The sequence below is a fragment of the Streptomyces sp. NPDC007929 genome, assembly GCF_042959065.1.
Lineage (GTDB): Bacteria > Actinomycetota > Actinomycetes > Streptomycetales > Streptomycetaceae > Streptomyces.
Window position 1 is genome coordinate 265254 of sequence record NZ_JBIBKD010000009.1, and the last position, 13912, is coordinate 279165.

At 70.7% G+C, this 13912-nt stretch carries 15 protein-coding genes; 10 read left to right on the forward strand and 5 right to left on the reverse strand.

Annotation, left to right across the window (positions count from 1 at the left end; genetic code table 11):
* Positions 1 to 2: 2 nt before the first annotated feature.
* Entirely contained in the window at positions 3 to 590 is a 588-nt protein-coding gene (locus tag ACFZDE_RS29570) for a pyridoxamine 5'-phosphate oxidase family protein (protein ID WP_391004734.1), read from the reverse strand.
* 139 nt (positions 591 to 729) lie between these two features.
* Positions 730 to 1644: a hypothetical protein gene (locus ACFZDE_RS29575; RefSeq protein WP_391204866.1), complete on the reverse strand. Its 915-nt coding sequence runs from the start codon at positions 1642 to 1644 to the stop codon at positions 730 to 732.
* Between the two features lie 223 nt (positions 1645 to 1867).
* Here ACFZDE_RS29575 and argH point away from each other — a divergent pair, with 223 nt between their 5' ends.
* From argH to ACFZDE_RS29595, 4 genes are all read left to right on the forward strand, one after another.
* Positions 1868 to 3301, forward strand: coding sequence for an argininosuccinate lyase (gene argH, locus ACFZDE_RS29580; protein WP_391204869.1), 1434 nt, complete (start codon positions 1868 to 1870; stop codon positions 3299 to 3301).
* 145 nt (positions 3302 to 3446) lie between these two features.
* A complete protein-coding gene (locus ACFZDE_RS29585; protein ID WP_391204872.1) occupies positions 3447 to 4418 on the forward strand; it encodes an aldo/keto reductase in 972 nt (323 codons plus the stop codon).
* Positions 4419 to 4507: 89 nt separating this feature from the next.
* Entirely contained in the window at positions 4508 to 5059 is a 552-nt protein-coding gene (locus ACFZDE_RS29590) for a TetR family transcriptional regulator (protein WP_391204875.1), read from the forward strand.
* Positions 5056 to 6579: an MFS transporter gene (locus ACFZDE_RS29595; RefSeq protein WP_391204878.1), complete on the forward strand. Its 1524-nt coding sequence runs from the start codon at positions 5056 to 5058 to the stop codon at positions 6577 to 6579. Before ACFZDE_RS29590 ends, ACFZDE_RS29595 begins: the two co-directional genes overlap by 4 nt.
* A gap of 227 nt (positions 6580 to 6806) precedes the next feature.
* Here the strand turns inward: ACFZDE_RS29595 and ACFZDE_RS29600 are convergent, their stop codons facing one another.
* Positions 6807 to 7481 (reverse strand): 1-acyl-sn-glycerol-3-phosphate acyltransferase, encoded by a 675-nt coding sequence (locus tag ACFZDE_RS29600; protein ID WP_391004746.1) that lies wholly within the window; start codon positions 7479 to 7481, stop codon positions 6807 to 6809.
* A 386-nt stretch (positions 7482 to 7867) separates the two neighbouring features.
* Here ACFZDE_RS29600 and ACFZDE_RS29605 point away from each other — a divergent pair, with 386 nt between their 5' ends.
* From ACFZDE_RS29605 to ACFZDE_RS29615, 3 genes are all read left to right on the forward strand, one after another.
* The gene (locus ACFZDE_RS29605) at positions 7868 to 9031 is read left to right on the forward strand and encodes a glycerophosphodiester phosphodiesterase family protein (RefSeq protein ID WP_391204881.1); all 1164 of its coding nucleotides are present in this window, start codon (positions 7868 to 7870) and stop codon (positions 9029 to 9031) included.
* A gap of 109 nt (positions 9032 to 9140) precedes the next feature.
* Positions 9141 to 9635 carry a sigma-70 family RNA polymerase sigma factor gene (locus ACFZDE_RS29610; RefSeq protein ID WP_391204885.1) on the forward strand — a complete coding sequence of 165 codons (495 nt, stop codon included), beginning with the start codon at positions 9141 to 9143 and terminating at the stop codon, positions 9633 to 9635.
* A 57-nt stretch (positions 9636 to 9692) separates the two neighbouring features.
* Entirely contained in the window at positions 9693 to 10190 is a 498-nt protein-coding gene (locus tag ACFZDE_RS29615) for a GNAT family N-acetyltransferase (protein ID WP_391205051.1), read from the forward strand.
* 97 nt (positions 10191 to 10287) lie between these two features.
* On the opposite strand, the gene ACFZDE_RS29620 is transcribed toward ACFZDE_RS29615, so the two are convergent.
* Positions 10288 to 10716 carry a hypothetical protein gene (locus tag ACFZDE_RS29620; RefSeq protein WP_391004752.1) on the reverse strand — a complete coding sequence of 143 codons (429 nt, stop codon included), beginning with the start codon at positions 10714 to 10716 and terminating at the stop codon, positions 10288 to 10290.
* A complete protein-coding gene (locus ACFZDE_RS29625) occupies positions 10697 to 11056 on the reverse strand; it encodes a hypothetical protein (RefSeq protein WP_391004754.1) in 360 nt (119 codons plus the stop codon). Before ACFZDE_RS29625 ends, ACFZDE_RS29620 begins: the two co-directional genes overlap by 20 nt.
* A 69-nt stretch (positions 11057 to 11125) precedes the next feature.
* Between ACFZDE_RS29625 and ACFZDE_RS29630 the strand changes: the two genes are divergently transcribed.
* The 3 genes from ACFZDE_RS29630 (at position 11126) to ACFZDE_RS29640 (ending at position 13889) form a co-directional block, all read left to right on the forward strand.
* A complete protein-coding gene (locus ACFZDE_RS29630; protein ID WP_391204888.1) occupies positions 11126 to 11776 on the forward strand; it encodes an HAD-IA family hydrolase in 651 nt (216 codons plus the stop codon).
* A 374-nt stretch (positions 11777 to 12150) separates the two neighbouring features.
* Positions 12151 to 13185: a methionine ABC transporter ATP-binding protein gene (locus ACFZDE_RS29635; RefSeq protein WP_031104007.1), complete on the forward strand. Its 1035-nt coding sequence runs from the start codon at positions 12151 to 12153 to the stop codon at positions 13183 to 13185.
* Positions 13182 to 13889: a methionine ABC transporter permease gene (locus tag ACFZDE_RS29640; protein ID WP_030842956.1), complete on the forward strand. Its 708-nt coding sequence runs from the start codon at positions 13182 to 13184 to the stop codon at positions 13887 to 13889. Before ACFZDE_RS29635 ends, ACFZDE_RS29640 begins: the two co-directional genes overlap by 4 nt.
* Positions 13890 to 13912: the final 23 nt, after the last annotated feature.

Below are 13912 nucleotides of genomic sequence, written 5' to 3' on the forward strand. Positions count from 1 at the left end.
CCTCAGACGGTAGAGGGAGGCAGCGGCAGCGGCAGCCCGGGTAGTCCGTCCAGGCTGGTGGCGATGTGCTCCTTCTTGGTGAAGTAGGCGCTCAGGGAGGCGTCGTCCTCGCGGGCGAAGCGCTTGCCGTGCAGATCCCGGTCCTCCTCGTACGCCATGAAGGGCACCCCGTAGCCGCAGGTGTCGCGGACGAGTTCGGCGGTGACCACGATGATCGCCCGCAGGCCGTGCGGCGCGGGGTCGATGTCGGGGAAGCGCGCGAGCAGTTCCCCGAAGCGGGGGTCGTCGCGGAAGACCGGCTCACCCCTGCCGTGCACGCGGACGATGTTCGGCGGACCCTGGAAGGCGCACCACATCAGGGTGATCCGCCCGTTCTCCCGCAGATGGGCGATGGTCTCGGCGTTGGAGCCCGCGAAGTCGAGGTAGGCCACCGTGAGCTCGTCGAGCACCACGAAGGAGCCCTTCAGGCCTTTGGGGGAGAGGTTGACCGTGCCGTCGGCGGCCAGGGGTGCGGTGGCGGTGAAGAAGACCGGCTGCGCCTCGATGAAGGTGCGGAGCCGGCCGTCTATGCGCTCGTGAGTCTTTCCCATGTCGAACGATTATTGCCGTAAGTCTTTCGCCCGTCTAAGGAATTGCGGGGTCCGGTCACCTCTGCCGGACCCCGCGGGCCGGTGTCCGAGTGGCCGCCCCGGCCGGCGCTCACACGGGGCGGCCACAGCGCCTGTCACCTCACTTGGTGAGTGTGCAGGCGGCCAGGGAGTCCAGACCGGCCGGCTTCTCGGCCGTGCGGCCGATGGCCGTGGCGATGCGGTTGACGGTGGAGATCCGCTTGTCCTCCAGGGGGCCGAGGATGGCGTTCTGGACGAAGTTGGGCCCGCCCTGGCCGACCGTGTCGACCAGACGCTTGTTGGCCTCGGCGACCTGCGTGTCCAGCAACGCCAGGTTCCGGTCGACCTCCGCCTTCGCCGAGGCGGGGACCGCCGGCAGCTGGGAGGCGACGTCCGGGCAGCTGATCGTGCCGGCACCGGCGTTGCCCGCCTGGCCCGCACCGGCGCCGCCCTCCTGGGCACCCCCGCCGGCCTCCGCGCCGCCTTCTTCGCCGCCCGCACCGGCACCGGCCTCTCCGCCGGCCTCCGCACCGGCACCGGCACCGGCGCCCGCCTCACCGCCCGCCGCCTCGCCCGCTCCCGCGCCGCCACCGGCGTTGAGCTGGCAGGCCGCGAAGGCCTCCAAGCCCTCGGGCTTCTCGGCGGCCCGCCCGATGGCCGTCTCGATGCGGTTGAGGGCGGCGACGCGCTTGTCCTCCAGGGGGCCGAGGATGGCGTTCTGGACGAAGTTGGGTCCGCCCTGGCCGACCGTGTCGACCAGACGCTTGTTGGCCTCCTGGATCTGGGTGTTCAGCTGGGCGAGGTTGCGGTCGACCTCCGCCTTCGCCGAGGCCGGGACCGCGGGCAGCTGACCGGTGACGTCCGGGCAGCTGATGGTGCCGGGGCCGGCCAGCGTCCGGGCGTTCCCGGCGCCGCTGTCGGGCGTCTCCCCGGCGAGGGCGAAGCCGGCGATCACCGTGCCGGACAGCGCCACCGCGGCGGCGCCGCCGATGAACGTGACGCGACGCTTGTTGTACTTAGGAAGAGCCCTGGACATACGGATGCCTCACTACGGGGTCGGGGGTGTCGTCGGTGTCGTAACGCGGCGCCTGCGTTCGGCGAGAGGTACGGGTAAGCGGTTTCTCGCGTTCAAGGAATCCTCAAATTCCTCTCACGTGACCGGAAACCGTTCCTCGGTCCCGTCGAATTGACGAATCATGCAGAGCTCTGCATACTCATGCATGACGGTGAGGCATCCACACCCCTTGAGGAGCACGCAGGTGAGCAGCAACAGCGGTGATGTCCGGCTCTGGGGCGGCCGTTTCGCCGACGGCCCCGCCGAGGCCCTGGCGAAGCTGTCCGCGTCCGTCCACTTCGACTGGCGGCTCGCGCCGTACGACATCGCCGGATCCCGTGCCCACGCGCGCGTGCTGCACAAGGCCGGGCTGCTCACGGCCGACGAGCTGACCCGCATGATCGCCGGTCTCGACCAGCTGGAGGCGGACGTCGCCGACGGCTCCTTCGTGGGCACGATCGCCGACGAGGACGTCCACACCGCCCTGGAGCGCGGCCTCCTGGAGCGCCTCGGCCCGGACCTCGGCGGCAAGCTGCGGGCCGGCCGCTCCCGCAACGACCAGGTCGCGACGCTCTTCCGCATGTACCTGCGCGACCACGCCCGGGTCGTCGGCGGCCTGATCGCCGAGCTCCAGGACGCGCTGATCGGCCTGGCCGAAGCCCACCCGGACGTGGCCATGCCCGGCCGTACGCACCTCCAGCACGCCCAGCCCGTCCTCTTCGCCCACCATGTCCTGGCCCACGTCCAGTCCCTGTCCCGGGACGCGGAGCGGCTGCGCCAGTGGGACGCGCGCACGGCGGTCTCGCCCTACGGCTCCGGCGCCCTGGCGGGCTCCTCCCTCGGGCTCGACCCGGAGGCGGTGGCGAAGGACCTGGGGTTCGAGCACGGCTCGGCCGGCAACTCCATCGACGGCACCGCCTCCCGGGACTTCGTCGCCGAGTTCGCCTTCATCACGGCGATGATCGGGGTCAACCTCTCCCGGATCGCCGAGGAGGTCATCATCTGGAACACGAAGGAGTTCTCCTTCGTGACCCTGCACGACGCGTTCTCCACGGGCTCGTCGATCATGCCGCAGAAGAAGAACCCGGACATCGCCGAGCTGGCCCGCGGCAAGTCGGGCCGCCTCATCGGCAACCTGACGGGTCTGATGGCCACGCTCAAGGCCCTCCCGCTCGCGTACAACCGCGATCTCCAGGAGGACAAGGAGCCGGTCTTCGACTCCATCGACCAGCTGGAGGTCCTGCTCCCGGCCTTCACCGGCATGATGGCCACCCTCACCGTCCACCGCGAGCGCATGGAGGAACTGGCGCCGGCCGGCTTCTCCCTCGCCACGGACATCGCCGAGTGGCTGGTCAAGCAGGGCGTCCCGTTCCGCGTGGCCCACGAGGTGGCGGGGGAGTGCGTGAAGGTCGCCGAGTCGCAGGGCAAGGAGCTGGACGCCCTGACGGACGAGGAGTTCGCGAAGATCTCCGCACACCTCACTCCCGAGGTGCGGACGGTCCTGAACGTCCCGGGCGCCCTGGCCTCCCGCGACGGCCGGGGCGGTACGGCCCCGAGCGCGGTCGCCGTCCAGCTGGCCGAGGTGAAGGCGGACGTGACGGTCCAGCACGAGTGGGCAGTGGCCAAGCAGCAGGCCTGAGGGAATCCGCCCTCAGGGGCGCGGGGAACTGCGCGAACAAGCGCAGACGACCCGCACTCGCCGAAACACCGCAACGGTCGAGCTCAAAGGCGAAGGTCATCGCGGGTTACGTTGGTCGTCAGCCGTCGACCGAACGGAGCCAGCGATGCCCTTCGCCCGTCTCGCGAACGCCACAACCCCCACCTGCCACATCGGCCTTGGCCTCGCCGCCGTAGGACGCCCCGGCTATATCAACCTCGGCCGAGACGAAGACCTCGGAGAGGACCGCAGCGTCGAGGCGCTGCGCACCCGCACCCACGAACTCCTCGACGCCGCCTACGCCCAGGGCGTGCGCTACTTCGACGCCGCCCGCTCCTACGGCCGTTCCGAGGAGTTCCTCGCCGACTGGCTGAAGGGCAGGCCCGGCCTCGACGACATCGTCGTGGGCAGCAAGTGGGGCTACACCTACACCGCCGACTGGTCCACCGACGCCGAGACGCACGAGGTCAAGGACCACACCCTCGCCACCTACGAACGGCAGCGCGCGGAGAGCGACGCCCTGCTCGGCGACCGGCTCGACCTCTACCAGATCCACTCGGTCACCCCGGACAGCCCGGCCCTGACCGACAAGGAACTGCACACGAAGCTCGCGGAAGCCGCCGCGCAGGGCCTCACCGTCGGCTTCTCCACCAGCGGCCCCGCCCAGGCGGACGCGATCCGCGCCGCCCTCGCCGTGACGGTCGACGGCGAACCCCTCTTCCGTACCGTGCAGTCCACGTACAACGCGCTGGAGACCTCCGCCGCCCCCGCCCTCGCCGAGGCGCACGACGCCGGACTCACCGTGATCGTCAAGGAGGGCATGGCCAACGGCCGGCTGGCCGGGCCGCACGCTCCGGATGTCGTCAAGGAGATCGCCGAGGCGGCCGGGCTGGGCTGCGACGCCGTCGCGCTGGCCGTGATCCTCCGCCGCCCCTGGGCCGGTGTCGTCCTCTCCGGCGCCGCCACCACCAGCCAGCTCGCCTCCAACCTGCACGCGGCCGTGGTCGATCTCGACGACGACCAGCTGAGCCGCCTCGACGCGCTGGTGGAGGAGCCGCAGGCGTACTGGGAGCGGCGCGCACGGCTGCCCTGGCACTGATCACCGTTTTCCGCATACACACCCGCCAGCCGTGAGGCGCGCATGCCCCGGGTGAGACACTGATGTCTCACATGCGCTATGGTCGTCTCATGGCTGTCGATCCTGAGCACGTGCTGCGCGCCGCCGCGGCCCTGCTGACCCGCAGATCCACCGCGACCATGGACGAGGTCGCCAAGGCCGCCGGGATCAGCCGGGCCACGCTGCACCGCCACTTCGCGGGCCGCGACGCCCTCGTCCGGGCACTGGAGGCCCTGGGCATCGCCGAGTGCGAGGCCGCCCTGGACGCGGCCAGGCTCGACGAGGGCCCGGCGAGCGACGCCGTACGCCGGTTGGTCGCAGCCGTCGAACCGGCCGCCGGACTCCTCGCCTTCCTCTACACCGAGAACCAGCTGTTCGAGGGCGAGGAACAGAACGCGGGCTGGGCCCTGATCGACGACCGGATCTCCGCGTTGTTCCGCCGCGGCCAGCTGAGCGGAGAGTTCCGCATCGACCTCACGCCCGTCTGGCTCACCGAGGCGCTGTACGGCCTGCTGGCCTCCGGCGCCTGGATGGTGCACAGCGGCAAGGGCGCCCCCAAGGACTTCCAGCACATGATCGTCGAGCTGCTGCTCGGCGGCGCACTCAGAAGAGAGGAATCATGACCAGCACCCTGCAGCCGGCGACGACGACGGAGGCGGTGAAGCGCCCGGGCCGCTGGCTCGCGCTCGGCGTACTCGTGCTCGCCGTGCTGCTGGTGGCCGTCGACGCGACCGTCCTCGGTCTCGCGACCCCCTACATCAGCGAGGATCTGAAGCCCTCCGGCACCCAACTGCTGTGGATCGGTGACGTCTACTCGTTCGTCATCGCCGGTCTGCTCGTCTCCATGGGCAGCCTCGGCGACCGGATCGGCCGCAAGCGGATCCTGCTGATCGGCGCGACCGCGTTCGGTGCGATATCCGTCTTCAACGCCTACGCCACGACACCCGAGATGATGATCGTCGCCCGGGCGCTGCTCGGTGTCGCGGGCGCCACCCTGATGCCGGCCACGCTCGCCCTGATCCGCAACCTCTTCCACGACCCGCGCGAGCGCAGCCTCGCCGTCGGCATCTGGGGCGCCACCGCCTCCGCGGGTACGGCCATCGGCCCGATCGTCGGCGGGTTCCTGCTGGAGCACTTCTGGTGGGGCTCGGTCTTCCTGATCAACCTGCCCGTGATGGTCGTCCTGGTCGTCGTCGGGATCAAGCTGCTGCCGGAGTCGCGCACCGCCCAGCCCGGCCCCTGGGACCTGGTCAGCGTGGTGCTGTCGCTGGTCGGCATGATCGGCGTCGTGTACGCGATCAAGGAGGCCGCCACCCACGGCTTCGCGTGGAGCGCCCTGGCCGCGGGTCTGCTGGGCGCGGCCGCCCTGTACGGCTTCGTCCGCCGCCAGCTCAGGCTGCCGACGCCGCTGCTCGACATGCGGCTGTTCCGTCACCGTGGCTTCAGCGGGGCGGTGCTGGCCGACCTGCTGACCATTCTCGGCCTGTCCGGGCTGGTGTTCTTCCTGTCCCAGTATCTGCAACTCGTCCAGGGCAGGCGCCCCTTCGAGGCAGGGCTGGCCGAACTGCCCGCGGCGGTCGGTGCGGTGGTGGCCGGACTGATCGCGGGGCGCGCGGCCCGGCGCTTCTCGGTACGGGCCGTGGTCTCCGGCGGCCTCGCGGCGATCGGCCTGGCACTGGCCGCGCTGACGGTGCTCGACCAGTCCACGGGCTATCCGCTGCTCGGTGCCGCGCTGCTGGTGGTCGGCGTGGGTGCCGGCTTCTCGTTCACCGTGACGGCGGACGTGATCCTCTCCAGCGTGCCCAAGGAACAGGCGGGTTCGGCCTCCGCCGTGTCCGAGACGGCGTACGAACTCGGTGCCGCGCTCGGTATCGCCGCGCTCGGCTCGATCGTGACCGGCGTCTACCGCGACTTCACCGGCCCCGCGGGCACTCCGGCAGCGGCCCACGAGTCCCTGGGCGGCGCCGTAGAGGCAGCCGCCCAGATGCCCGCCCACAACGCCGCGACCATGCTGGAAGCGGCCCGCACATCCTTCGTCGACGGCCTGACCCTGGCAGCGGGCGCAGGCGCGACAGTCCTACTGGCCGCAGCCCTGGCAGCGTGGTTCCTCCTGAGGAACCAGAACCTGGAGGACACGCCCTGAGGGGGCGCGGGGAACTGCGCAACACGGAATGGGGCTTCACCCGACCACGCCCTGGAGGACACGCCCTGAGGGGCGCGGGGAACTGCGCAACACGGAACCGGGCTTCACCCGACCACGCCCTGGAGGACACGCCCTAAAGGGGCGCGGGGAACTGCGCGACAAGCCCCGTCCCACCCGCAGCCGCCAACGAAACGGTCACCCCACCCCCCACCCGCGCCCCGAAAAACCTACGCCGCTTCCTTCGCCTTGCTGGCGTACATGTCCACATACTCCTGCCCGGACAACCGCATGACCTCGGTCATCACCGAGTCCGTCACAGCCCGCAGCACATACCGATCCCGGTCCATCCCCTCGTACCGGGAGAACTCCATCGCCTCACCGAACCGCACCGTGACCTTCCCGGGCCGAGGCAACCCCGCCCCACCCGGCTGCAACTTGTCCGTACCGATCATGGCGAACGGAACCACCGGCGCCCCCGTCATCAACGTCAGCCGCGCGATCCCCGTCCGCCCCCGGTACAACCGCCCGTCGGGCGACCGCGTCCCCTCCGGGTAGATGCCGAACATCCGGCCTTCCTCCAGCACCCGGCGCCCGGTCATCAGCGCGGCGACACCACCCCGGCCACCGTCACGGTCCACCGGGATCATGCCGACCCCGGTGAAGAACCACGCCATCAGCCGGCCCTTGAGGCCCTTGCCGGTCACGTACTCGTCCTTGCCGATGAACACGACCTGGCGGTCACAGACCAGCGGCAGGATCATCGAGTCGATGAACGTCAGGTGGTTGCCGGCCAGGATGACCGGGCCATCGCCCGGAATGTGCTCCGCACCCTCCACCTGTGGGCGGAACATCAGGCGCATGATCGGGCCGAGCGATGCCTTGATGAACGCGAAGCGGGACAACGGGCCCTCCGGTGTCAAGGGATTCTGTATGAGTCTGTGCAGGTGAGGACGATACTCGTGGCCCCGGCCATCGCGCACATCGGGCACGGCGACTTCACCGAGGCCTTACGCACTGTTGACGCGTGTTTACCTGCGGTGGCCCGCCGCCGACGATCCGAAACACGGCCGACACGATGTGACGCACATCGCCCGGGAGCACATCGGACGCGTTCCCAGAACGGCCCGACCGAATCGAACGGACGCGATGGGCCGTCAACTCATTCTCCCCACCAGCCACTACGACATCCGACATCACCCGCGTGTTCCGCCCGGGGTCTCCCACTCGTCATGTACGCGCCCCTACGATCGGCCCGCACCGACGAGCCGATCGGCCAGAGAGGGCACTCATGGGAACGCAGGAGTCGAACGAAGAAACGAGCGGTACGGGACGGCGGGCCCTGCTCGGCGCGGCGGTCCTCGGCGCCGGCGGAGCGGTCCTCGGCACGGCCGGCCCGGCCCGCGCCGACACCGCCCGGCACGGCGGAGGCGGAGTCAAGAGCCTGCCCAGGCCGACGATCATCGGCCACCGCGGCGCCAGCGGCTACCGCCCGGAGCACACCTTCGGCTCGTACCAGCTGGCCCTCGATCTGGGCGCCGACATCGTCGAGGCGGGCGACCTGGTCCCGACGAAGGACGGTCACCTGGTCTGCCGCCACGAGCCGGAGATCGGCGGCACCACGGACGTCGCCGACCACCCCGAGTTCGCCGGCCGCAAGACGACCAAGCTGCTCGACGGCGTCTCCACCACCGGCTGGTTCGCCGAGGACTTCACGCTCGCCGAGCTGAAGACGCTGCGCGCGGTCGAGCGCATCCCGGCCAACCGCCCGCACAACACCCTCTACGACGGCCGCTGGGAGATCCCCACCTTCGAAGAGGTCCTGAGGTGGCAGGACGAGCAGACCCGCAAGCGGGGCAAGCAGGTGTGGATCTACCCCGAGCTCAAGCACCCCACCTACTTCCGCAAGCAGGGCCTCCCGATCGAGGAGCGCGTCGCCAAGCTGCTGCACCGGCACCGCAAGGACCGGCGCACCTCCCCGGTCATCCTCCAGTCCTTCGAGCCGACCAGCATCCAGCGGCTGCACAGGCTCGTCGACAACCCGCTGGTCGTCCTGCTGTCCTCGGCGGACTCCCGGCCCTGGGACTTCGTCGAGACCGGCGACCCGCGCACCGTCGCCGACCTGGTCGAGCCCGCCGGCCTGAGGGAGATCGCCTCCTACGCGCAGGGCATCGGCCCGACCCTGGACCTGGTCGTCCCGCGCGACGCCCAGGGCAACCTCACCCGGCCGACGACCCTTGTCCGCGACGCGCACAAGGTGGGCCTGATCCTGCACCCGTACACCATGCGCAACGAGAACCCGTTCCTGCCCACGAACTTCCGCAAGGGCACGGACGCGGACGCCTACGGTGACGTCTTCGGTGCCTACCAGGCCTACTTCGCGACCGGCATCGACGGCGTCTTCACCGACCAGCCCGACACGGGGCTGCTGGCCCGCCAGGACTTCAACGGCTGAGCACCTCCGGTGTCCGAGCCCGTCAACATGCGGGCTCACACGCCCCCCGGTCGAGTGGGCTTCGGCCGCCCGGGCAACCCGCCGCCCGGGTGGCCGCGTCGCTCCGCATATGACGCACGACCTGGTCACCGCCCTGCGCCCGCTGCTCACCGCCGAGGCCTCCGCGGAGGCATATTCCACCGGAACCGAGCCGGGCGACCTGGAGCAGGCGGTCTGGCTCCGGCTCCTGGAGCGCCTCGACGCCGAGGATCCGCCGGCCGACCCCCAGGAGTGGCTCCGCCGTGCCGTTCGCTCCGAGGCGCGCCGCACCCGCCGTACGAGCCGCCTCGAACGGCCGTACGCCGTCGAACCGGTCGACGACGGCGAGCGCGGTCCCGAACAGCTCGCCCTCGCCGCGGCCCGCGGCCGGGCCCTGCGCGCGGCCGTTCGTCGCCTCCCGGGCCGCTGCCCCCGGCTGATGGAGGCCCTGCTCTCGCCGGAGGACCCGACATACCGGGAAATCGCAGGGGAGTTGGGTATCTCACAGGGGAGTCTTGGCCCGGAACGTTCCAGATGCCTGGGATGTCTCCGGAGATTGCTCGCACCGGAGGTTGCGGCCGGTTGAGGACGGGGATAGGAGTGGGGGACGACAGGTGATCAGATGAGCGGGAGGCGTGCGCACATGGGCATGAGCGTGACCATCTCTGCGGCGACCGAGCAGGACGCGGAGCAGATCTTCAGACTGCAGTACCTGTGCTTCCAGCGAGAGGCGGCGCTGTACGGGAACTACCGCATCGACCCGCTCGTCCAAACCCTCGACTCGGTCCGCGAAGAGGTCGCGCGCGACTGCGTCTTCGTGGCCCGGCTCGGCGACGAGGTCGTCGGCTCGGTACGCGGCGCGGCCACCGAGGACGGCGCCGCCGCGATCGGCAAGCTCTGCGTCCACCCCCGGCTCCAGGGCCACGGCATCGGCGCCCGCCTCCTCCGCGCGGCCGAATCGGCCCTCGCCGGTCAGCACGGCGCCACCCGCTTCCGTCTGCACACCGGCCACCGCAGCGAGGGCAACCTCCGCCTCTACCGCAAGGTCGGCTACGAGACGGTGGGCACGTCCCAGGGCGCCGACGGCGTACCGATGATCGTCCTGGAGAAACCGGCGAGCACCTACGCTGCGACGGCGTGACGACCGGCCCTCGTCAGGGGCGCGGGGCTGTGCCGATGTGCGGCTCCGACGCGTGGGCGCGAGCAACCACACACGGCCCGCGCCCGCCTGACGAACCTCAGGCGGCACCCTCCCGAGGCGCACCCTTCCGCAACCAGTAAATGGCGGACAAGGGCAAGAGCACGGGGATGAACAGATACCCCATCCCGAAGTCCGACCACACCGTCGCGTCGGGAAACGCCGACGGCTCGACCAGGGTCCAGGTCCCCACCGTCAGCACCCCGACCAACTCCGCGACACAGCACGCCAGGGCCACCCTGCGGGCCGTCTCCCCGCCCCGCACCAGCGTGTACGTGATGAACCCGTACACGACACCGGCCACCGCCGACAGCGCATACGCGAGCGGCGCCCGGTCGAACTCCGTCGCGATCTGATACGCGGACCGCGACACCGCCCCCACGACCATCACGCCGTACAGCCACACCAGCAGCGTGCCCGGACCGCTGATCAGCCGGCGCCGGTTCACCTCAGCCTCCCCAGATGTCATAGAGACGCACCTCCAGCACCGCCAGCACCACACCGCCGGCGGCGACCGTCACCGAACCCCAGCGGGTCCGCTCGGCCAGTGACATGAACCCGGCGGCCGGGACGCACGCGAACGCGCCCAGCAGATACGCCACGAAGATCGTCGTGCCCTGCTCCGGCTTCTCGCCCTGCGCGAGCAGCACGATCCCCACCACCAGCTGGATCAGCGACAGCAGCGTGACCACGGCCATCCCGATGAAGTGCCAGTCCTTCGTCGGCTGGTCGCGGTAGGCCGCCCAGCCGCACCAGGCGGCGAGCAGCAGCGCGGCGACGCCGGTCACCAGCGTCAGGGCATCAAGCATGCTGCGACCCTATTACGGCCGAAAAGGCCCGATGCCCGCGGCCCTGGCCTGCACCGTAGGGTCGGGGGCATGACGATCCACGCGCAGGCCCTGCTCTTCGACAACGACGGAACCCTCGTCTCCTCCCTCGCCTCGGTGGACCGCTGCTGGACCCGGTGGGCCGGGGAGTACGGGATCACGGCCGAGCAGTTCGCGCGGATCGAGCTGCACGGCCGGCCGGCCGCTGAGATAGCCGCCGATCTGCTGCCCGCCGAAGTCGTGCCCCAGGCCGTCGCGCGGATCGAGGACCTGGAGGTGGAGGACGTGCCGAACGACGGGGTGCGGCTGCTGCCGGGCACCCGGGCCTTCCTCGACGTGCTGCCTGCCGAGCGCTGGGCCGTGGTCACCTCCGCCACCCGGCGGCTGGCCGAGGCCCGCCTCGACGCCGTCGGCATCCTGCCCAAGACCCTCGTCGCCGCCGACGACATCACGCGCGGCAAGCCCGACCCCGAGCCCTATCTGCTCGCCGCCCGCGCGCTCGGCGTCGACCCCGCGCACTGCGTGGTCTTCGAGGACGCCCCGGCGGGCCTCGCGGCCGGACGCGCCGCCGGCATGACCACCGTGGCGTTGACCACAACCCACCAGGCCCACGAGCTGCGCGCCGATCTGATCGTCGAGAACCTGTCGGCCCTGTCCGCACTGGTCACCGACGAAGGCGTGCGGATCTCCGCGCGCGGCTGACCCGCCGCGACCCCGTCCACCGCTGTCCAGCATCCGGACAGCGGAGGGCTGGTCAGGACCGTACCCATGTTTTACTGACGACATGACCACGACGAGCGACCGCATCCCCGCGACCGAGGCGACCATGACGCCCGGTGCTCGTTGTATGTGTCGAATGTGCGCCTTCTAGAGGGCCCCTGCACCACCCCTGAGCTCGCGCCCCGAAGCGAGACGCGGCTTGTCCGCACGCCCTGAGCGCTGCGTGACCCGAAGCCGCCCCGCGCACATGTTCTCCCCGGTTCCACTCCCCAGCGAGAACCGTGTCGCGTCCCTGACCGAATGCACCTGTGCCCGGGCACACCCACGCCCGCGCACTCGACAGTGACGGAATCCCAGTGATCACCACCTCGGGCCTGACCAAGGTCTACCGTGCACGCGGCCGCGAGGTCACCGCCCTGGACGGCGTCGACCTGCACGTCCGCGAAGGCGAGGTGTACGGCGTCATCGGCCAGTCCGGCGCCGGCAAGTCCTCGCTCATCCGCTGCGTCAACCTGCTGGAACGCCCCACCTCCGGCACCGTGACCGTCGCCGGGCAGGACCTCACCGCCCTGGCCGGCCGCGGCCCGCGCGCCGGGAAGGAACTGCGCCGGGCGCGCAGCCGTATCGGCATGGTCTTCCAGCACTTCAACCTGCTGTCCTCCCGGACCGTCCAGGACAACGTCGAACTGCCGCTGGAGATCCTCGGGAAGTCCGGGCAGGAGCGCTCCCGCAAGGCGCTGGAGCTGCTGGACCTGGTCGGCCTCGCCGACAAGGCCTCGTCCTACCCCGCGCAGCTGTCCGGCGGCCAGAAGCAGCGCGTCGGCATCGCCCGCGCCCTGGCCGGCGACCCCAAGGTGCTGCTGTCCGACGAGGCCACCAGCGCCCTCGACCCCGAGACCACCCGCTCGATCCTGGCGCTGCTGCGCGACCTCAACCGCCAGCTCGGACTGACCGTACTGCTCATCACCCACGAGATGGACGTCGTGAAGTCGGTCTGCGACTCGGCCGCGCTGATGGAGAACGGGCGCATCGTCGAGTCGGGCACCGTCAGCGAGCTCCTCGCGACGCCCGGCTCCGAACTCGCCTCGGCGCTGTTCCCGCTCGGCGGCGAGGCCTCCGGTGAGGACCGCACGGTCGTCGACGTCACCTTCCAGGGCGAGAGCGCCACCCAGCCCGTCATCTCGCAGCTGGCCCGCACCTACAACATCGACATATCGATCCTCGGCGCCGCCATCGACACCGTCGGCGGCCTCCAGGTCGGCCGGATGCGCATCGAACTGCCCGGCCGCTACGAGGACAACGTCGTGCCCATCGGCTTCCTGCGCGAACAGGGCCTCCAGATCGACGTCCTGGGCCACGAGTCCGAACTGGTGAAGGAAGGTGCGAAGTGACCTGGTCCGAGATGCAGCCCCTGCTGGAGCAGGCGTGTTGGGACACCCTCTACATGGTCGGCTGGTCCACGCTCATCGCCGTCGTCGGCGGACTGCCGCTCGGTGTCCTGCTGGTCCTGACCGACCGCGGGGGCCTGCTGCAGAACCTCGCCGCCAACAAGGTCATCGGCCAGGTCGTGAACATCGCCCGCTCCCTGCCGTTCATCATCCTGATGGTCGCGCTGATGGGCTTCACCCGCTCGATCACCGGCACGACCATCGGCGTCGAGGCGGCCATCGTGCCGCTCGCCGTCGGCGCCATCCCGTTCTTCGCGCGCCTGGTCGAGACGGCCGTCCGCGAAGTGGACCACGGGCTCGTCGAGGCCGTGCAGTCCATGGGCGGCAACACCTGGACCATCGTCCGCAAGGTGCTCGTGCCGGAGTCCCTGCCGTCGCTGATCTCCAGCACCACCACCACGATCGTCGCCCTCATCGGCTACTCCGCCATGGCGGGCACCGTCGGCGCCGGAGGCCTCGGAGACATCGCCATCCGCTACGGCTACCAGCGCTTCGAGACCCAGCTGATGTGGATCACCGTCGCGATCCTCGCCGTCGTCATCTCGGTCATCCAGTTCGCCGGCGACTACGCGGCCCGCTCCCTGCACCGCCGCGGCGCCCACTCCGGCCCCGCCCCCAAACTGCGGCTCCTCAAAGCCGCCTCCTGAACCCCCTGTTTACCCACAACGGG

What these genes read in the sequence shown, in the direction of transcription:
- ACFZDE_RS29570 (WP_391004734.1), bottom strand. Translation starts at nt 590, where the DNA reads ATGGGAAAGACTCACGAGCGCATAGACGGCCGGCTCCGCACCTTCATC.
- ACFZDE_RS29575 (WP_391204866.1), bottom strand. Translation starts at nt 1,644, where the DNA reads ATGTCCAGGGCTCTTCCTAAGTACAACAAGCGTCGCGTCACGTTCATC.
- ACFZDE_RS29585 (WP_391204872.1), top strand. Translation starts at nt 3,447, where the DNA reads ATGCCCTTCGCCCGTCTCGCGAACGCCACAACCCCCACCTGCCACATC.
- ACFZDE_RS29590 (WP_391204875.1), top strand. Translation starts at nt 4,508, where the DNA reads ATGGCTGTCGATCCTGAGCACGTGCTGCGCGCCGCCGCGGCCCTGCTG.
- ACFZDE_RS29595 (WP_391204878.1), top strand. Translation starts at nt 5,056, where the DNA reads ATGACCAGCACCCTGCAGCCGGCGACGACGACGGAGGCGGTGAAGCGC.
- ACFZDE_RS29605 (WP_391204881.1), top strand. Translation starts at nt 7,868, where the DNA reads ATGGGAACGCAGGAGTCGAACGAAGAAACGAGCGGTACGGGACGGCGG.
- ACFZDE_RS29610 (WP_391204885.1), top strand. Translation starts at nt 9,141, where the DNA reads ATGACGCACGACCTGGTCACCGCCCTGCGCCCGCTGCTCACCGCCGAG.
- ACFZDE_RS29615 (WP_391205051.1), top strand. Translation starts at nt 9,693, where the DNA reads ATGGGCATGAGCGTGACCATCTCTGCGGCGACCGAGCAGGACGCGGAG.
- ACFZDE_RS29620 (WP_391004752.1), bottom strand. Translation starts at nt 10,716, where the DNA reads ATGACATCTGGGGAGGCTGAGGTGAACCGGCGCCGGCTGATCAGCGGT.
- ACFZDE_RS29625 (WP_391004754.1), bottom strand. Translation starts at nt 11,056, where the DNA reads ATGCTTGATGCCCTGACGCTGGTGACCGGCGTCGCCGCGCTGCTGCTC.
- ACFZDE_RS29630 (WP_391204888.1), top strand. Translation starts at nt 11,126, where the DNA reads ATGACGATCCACGCGCAGGCCCTGCTCTTCGACAACGACGGAACCCTC.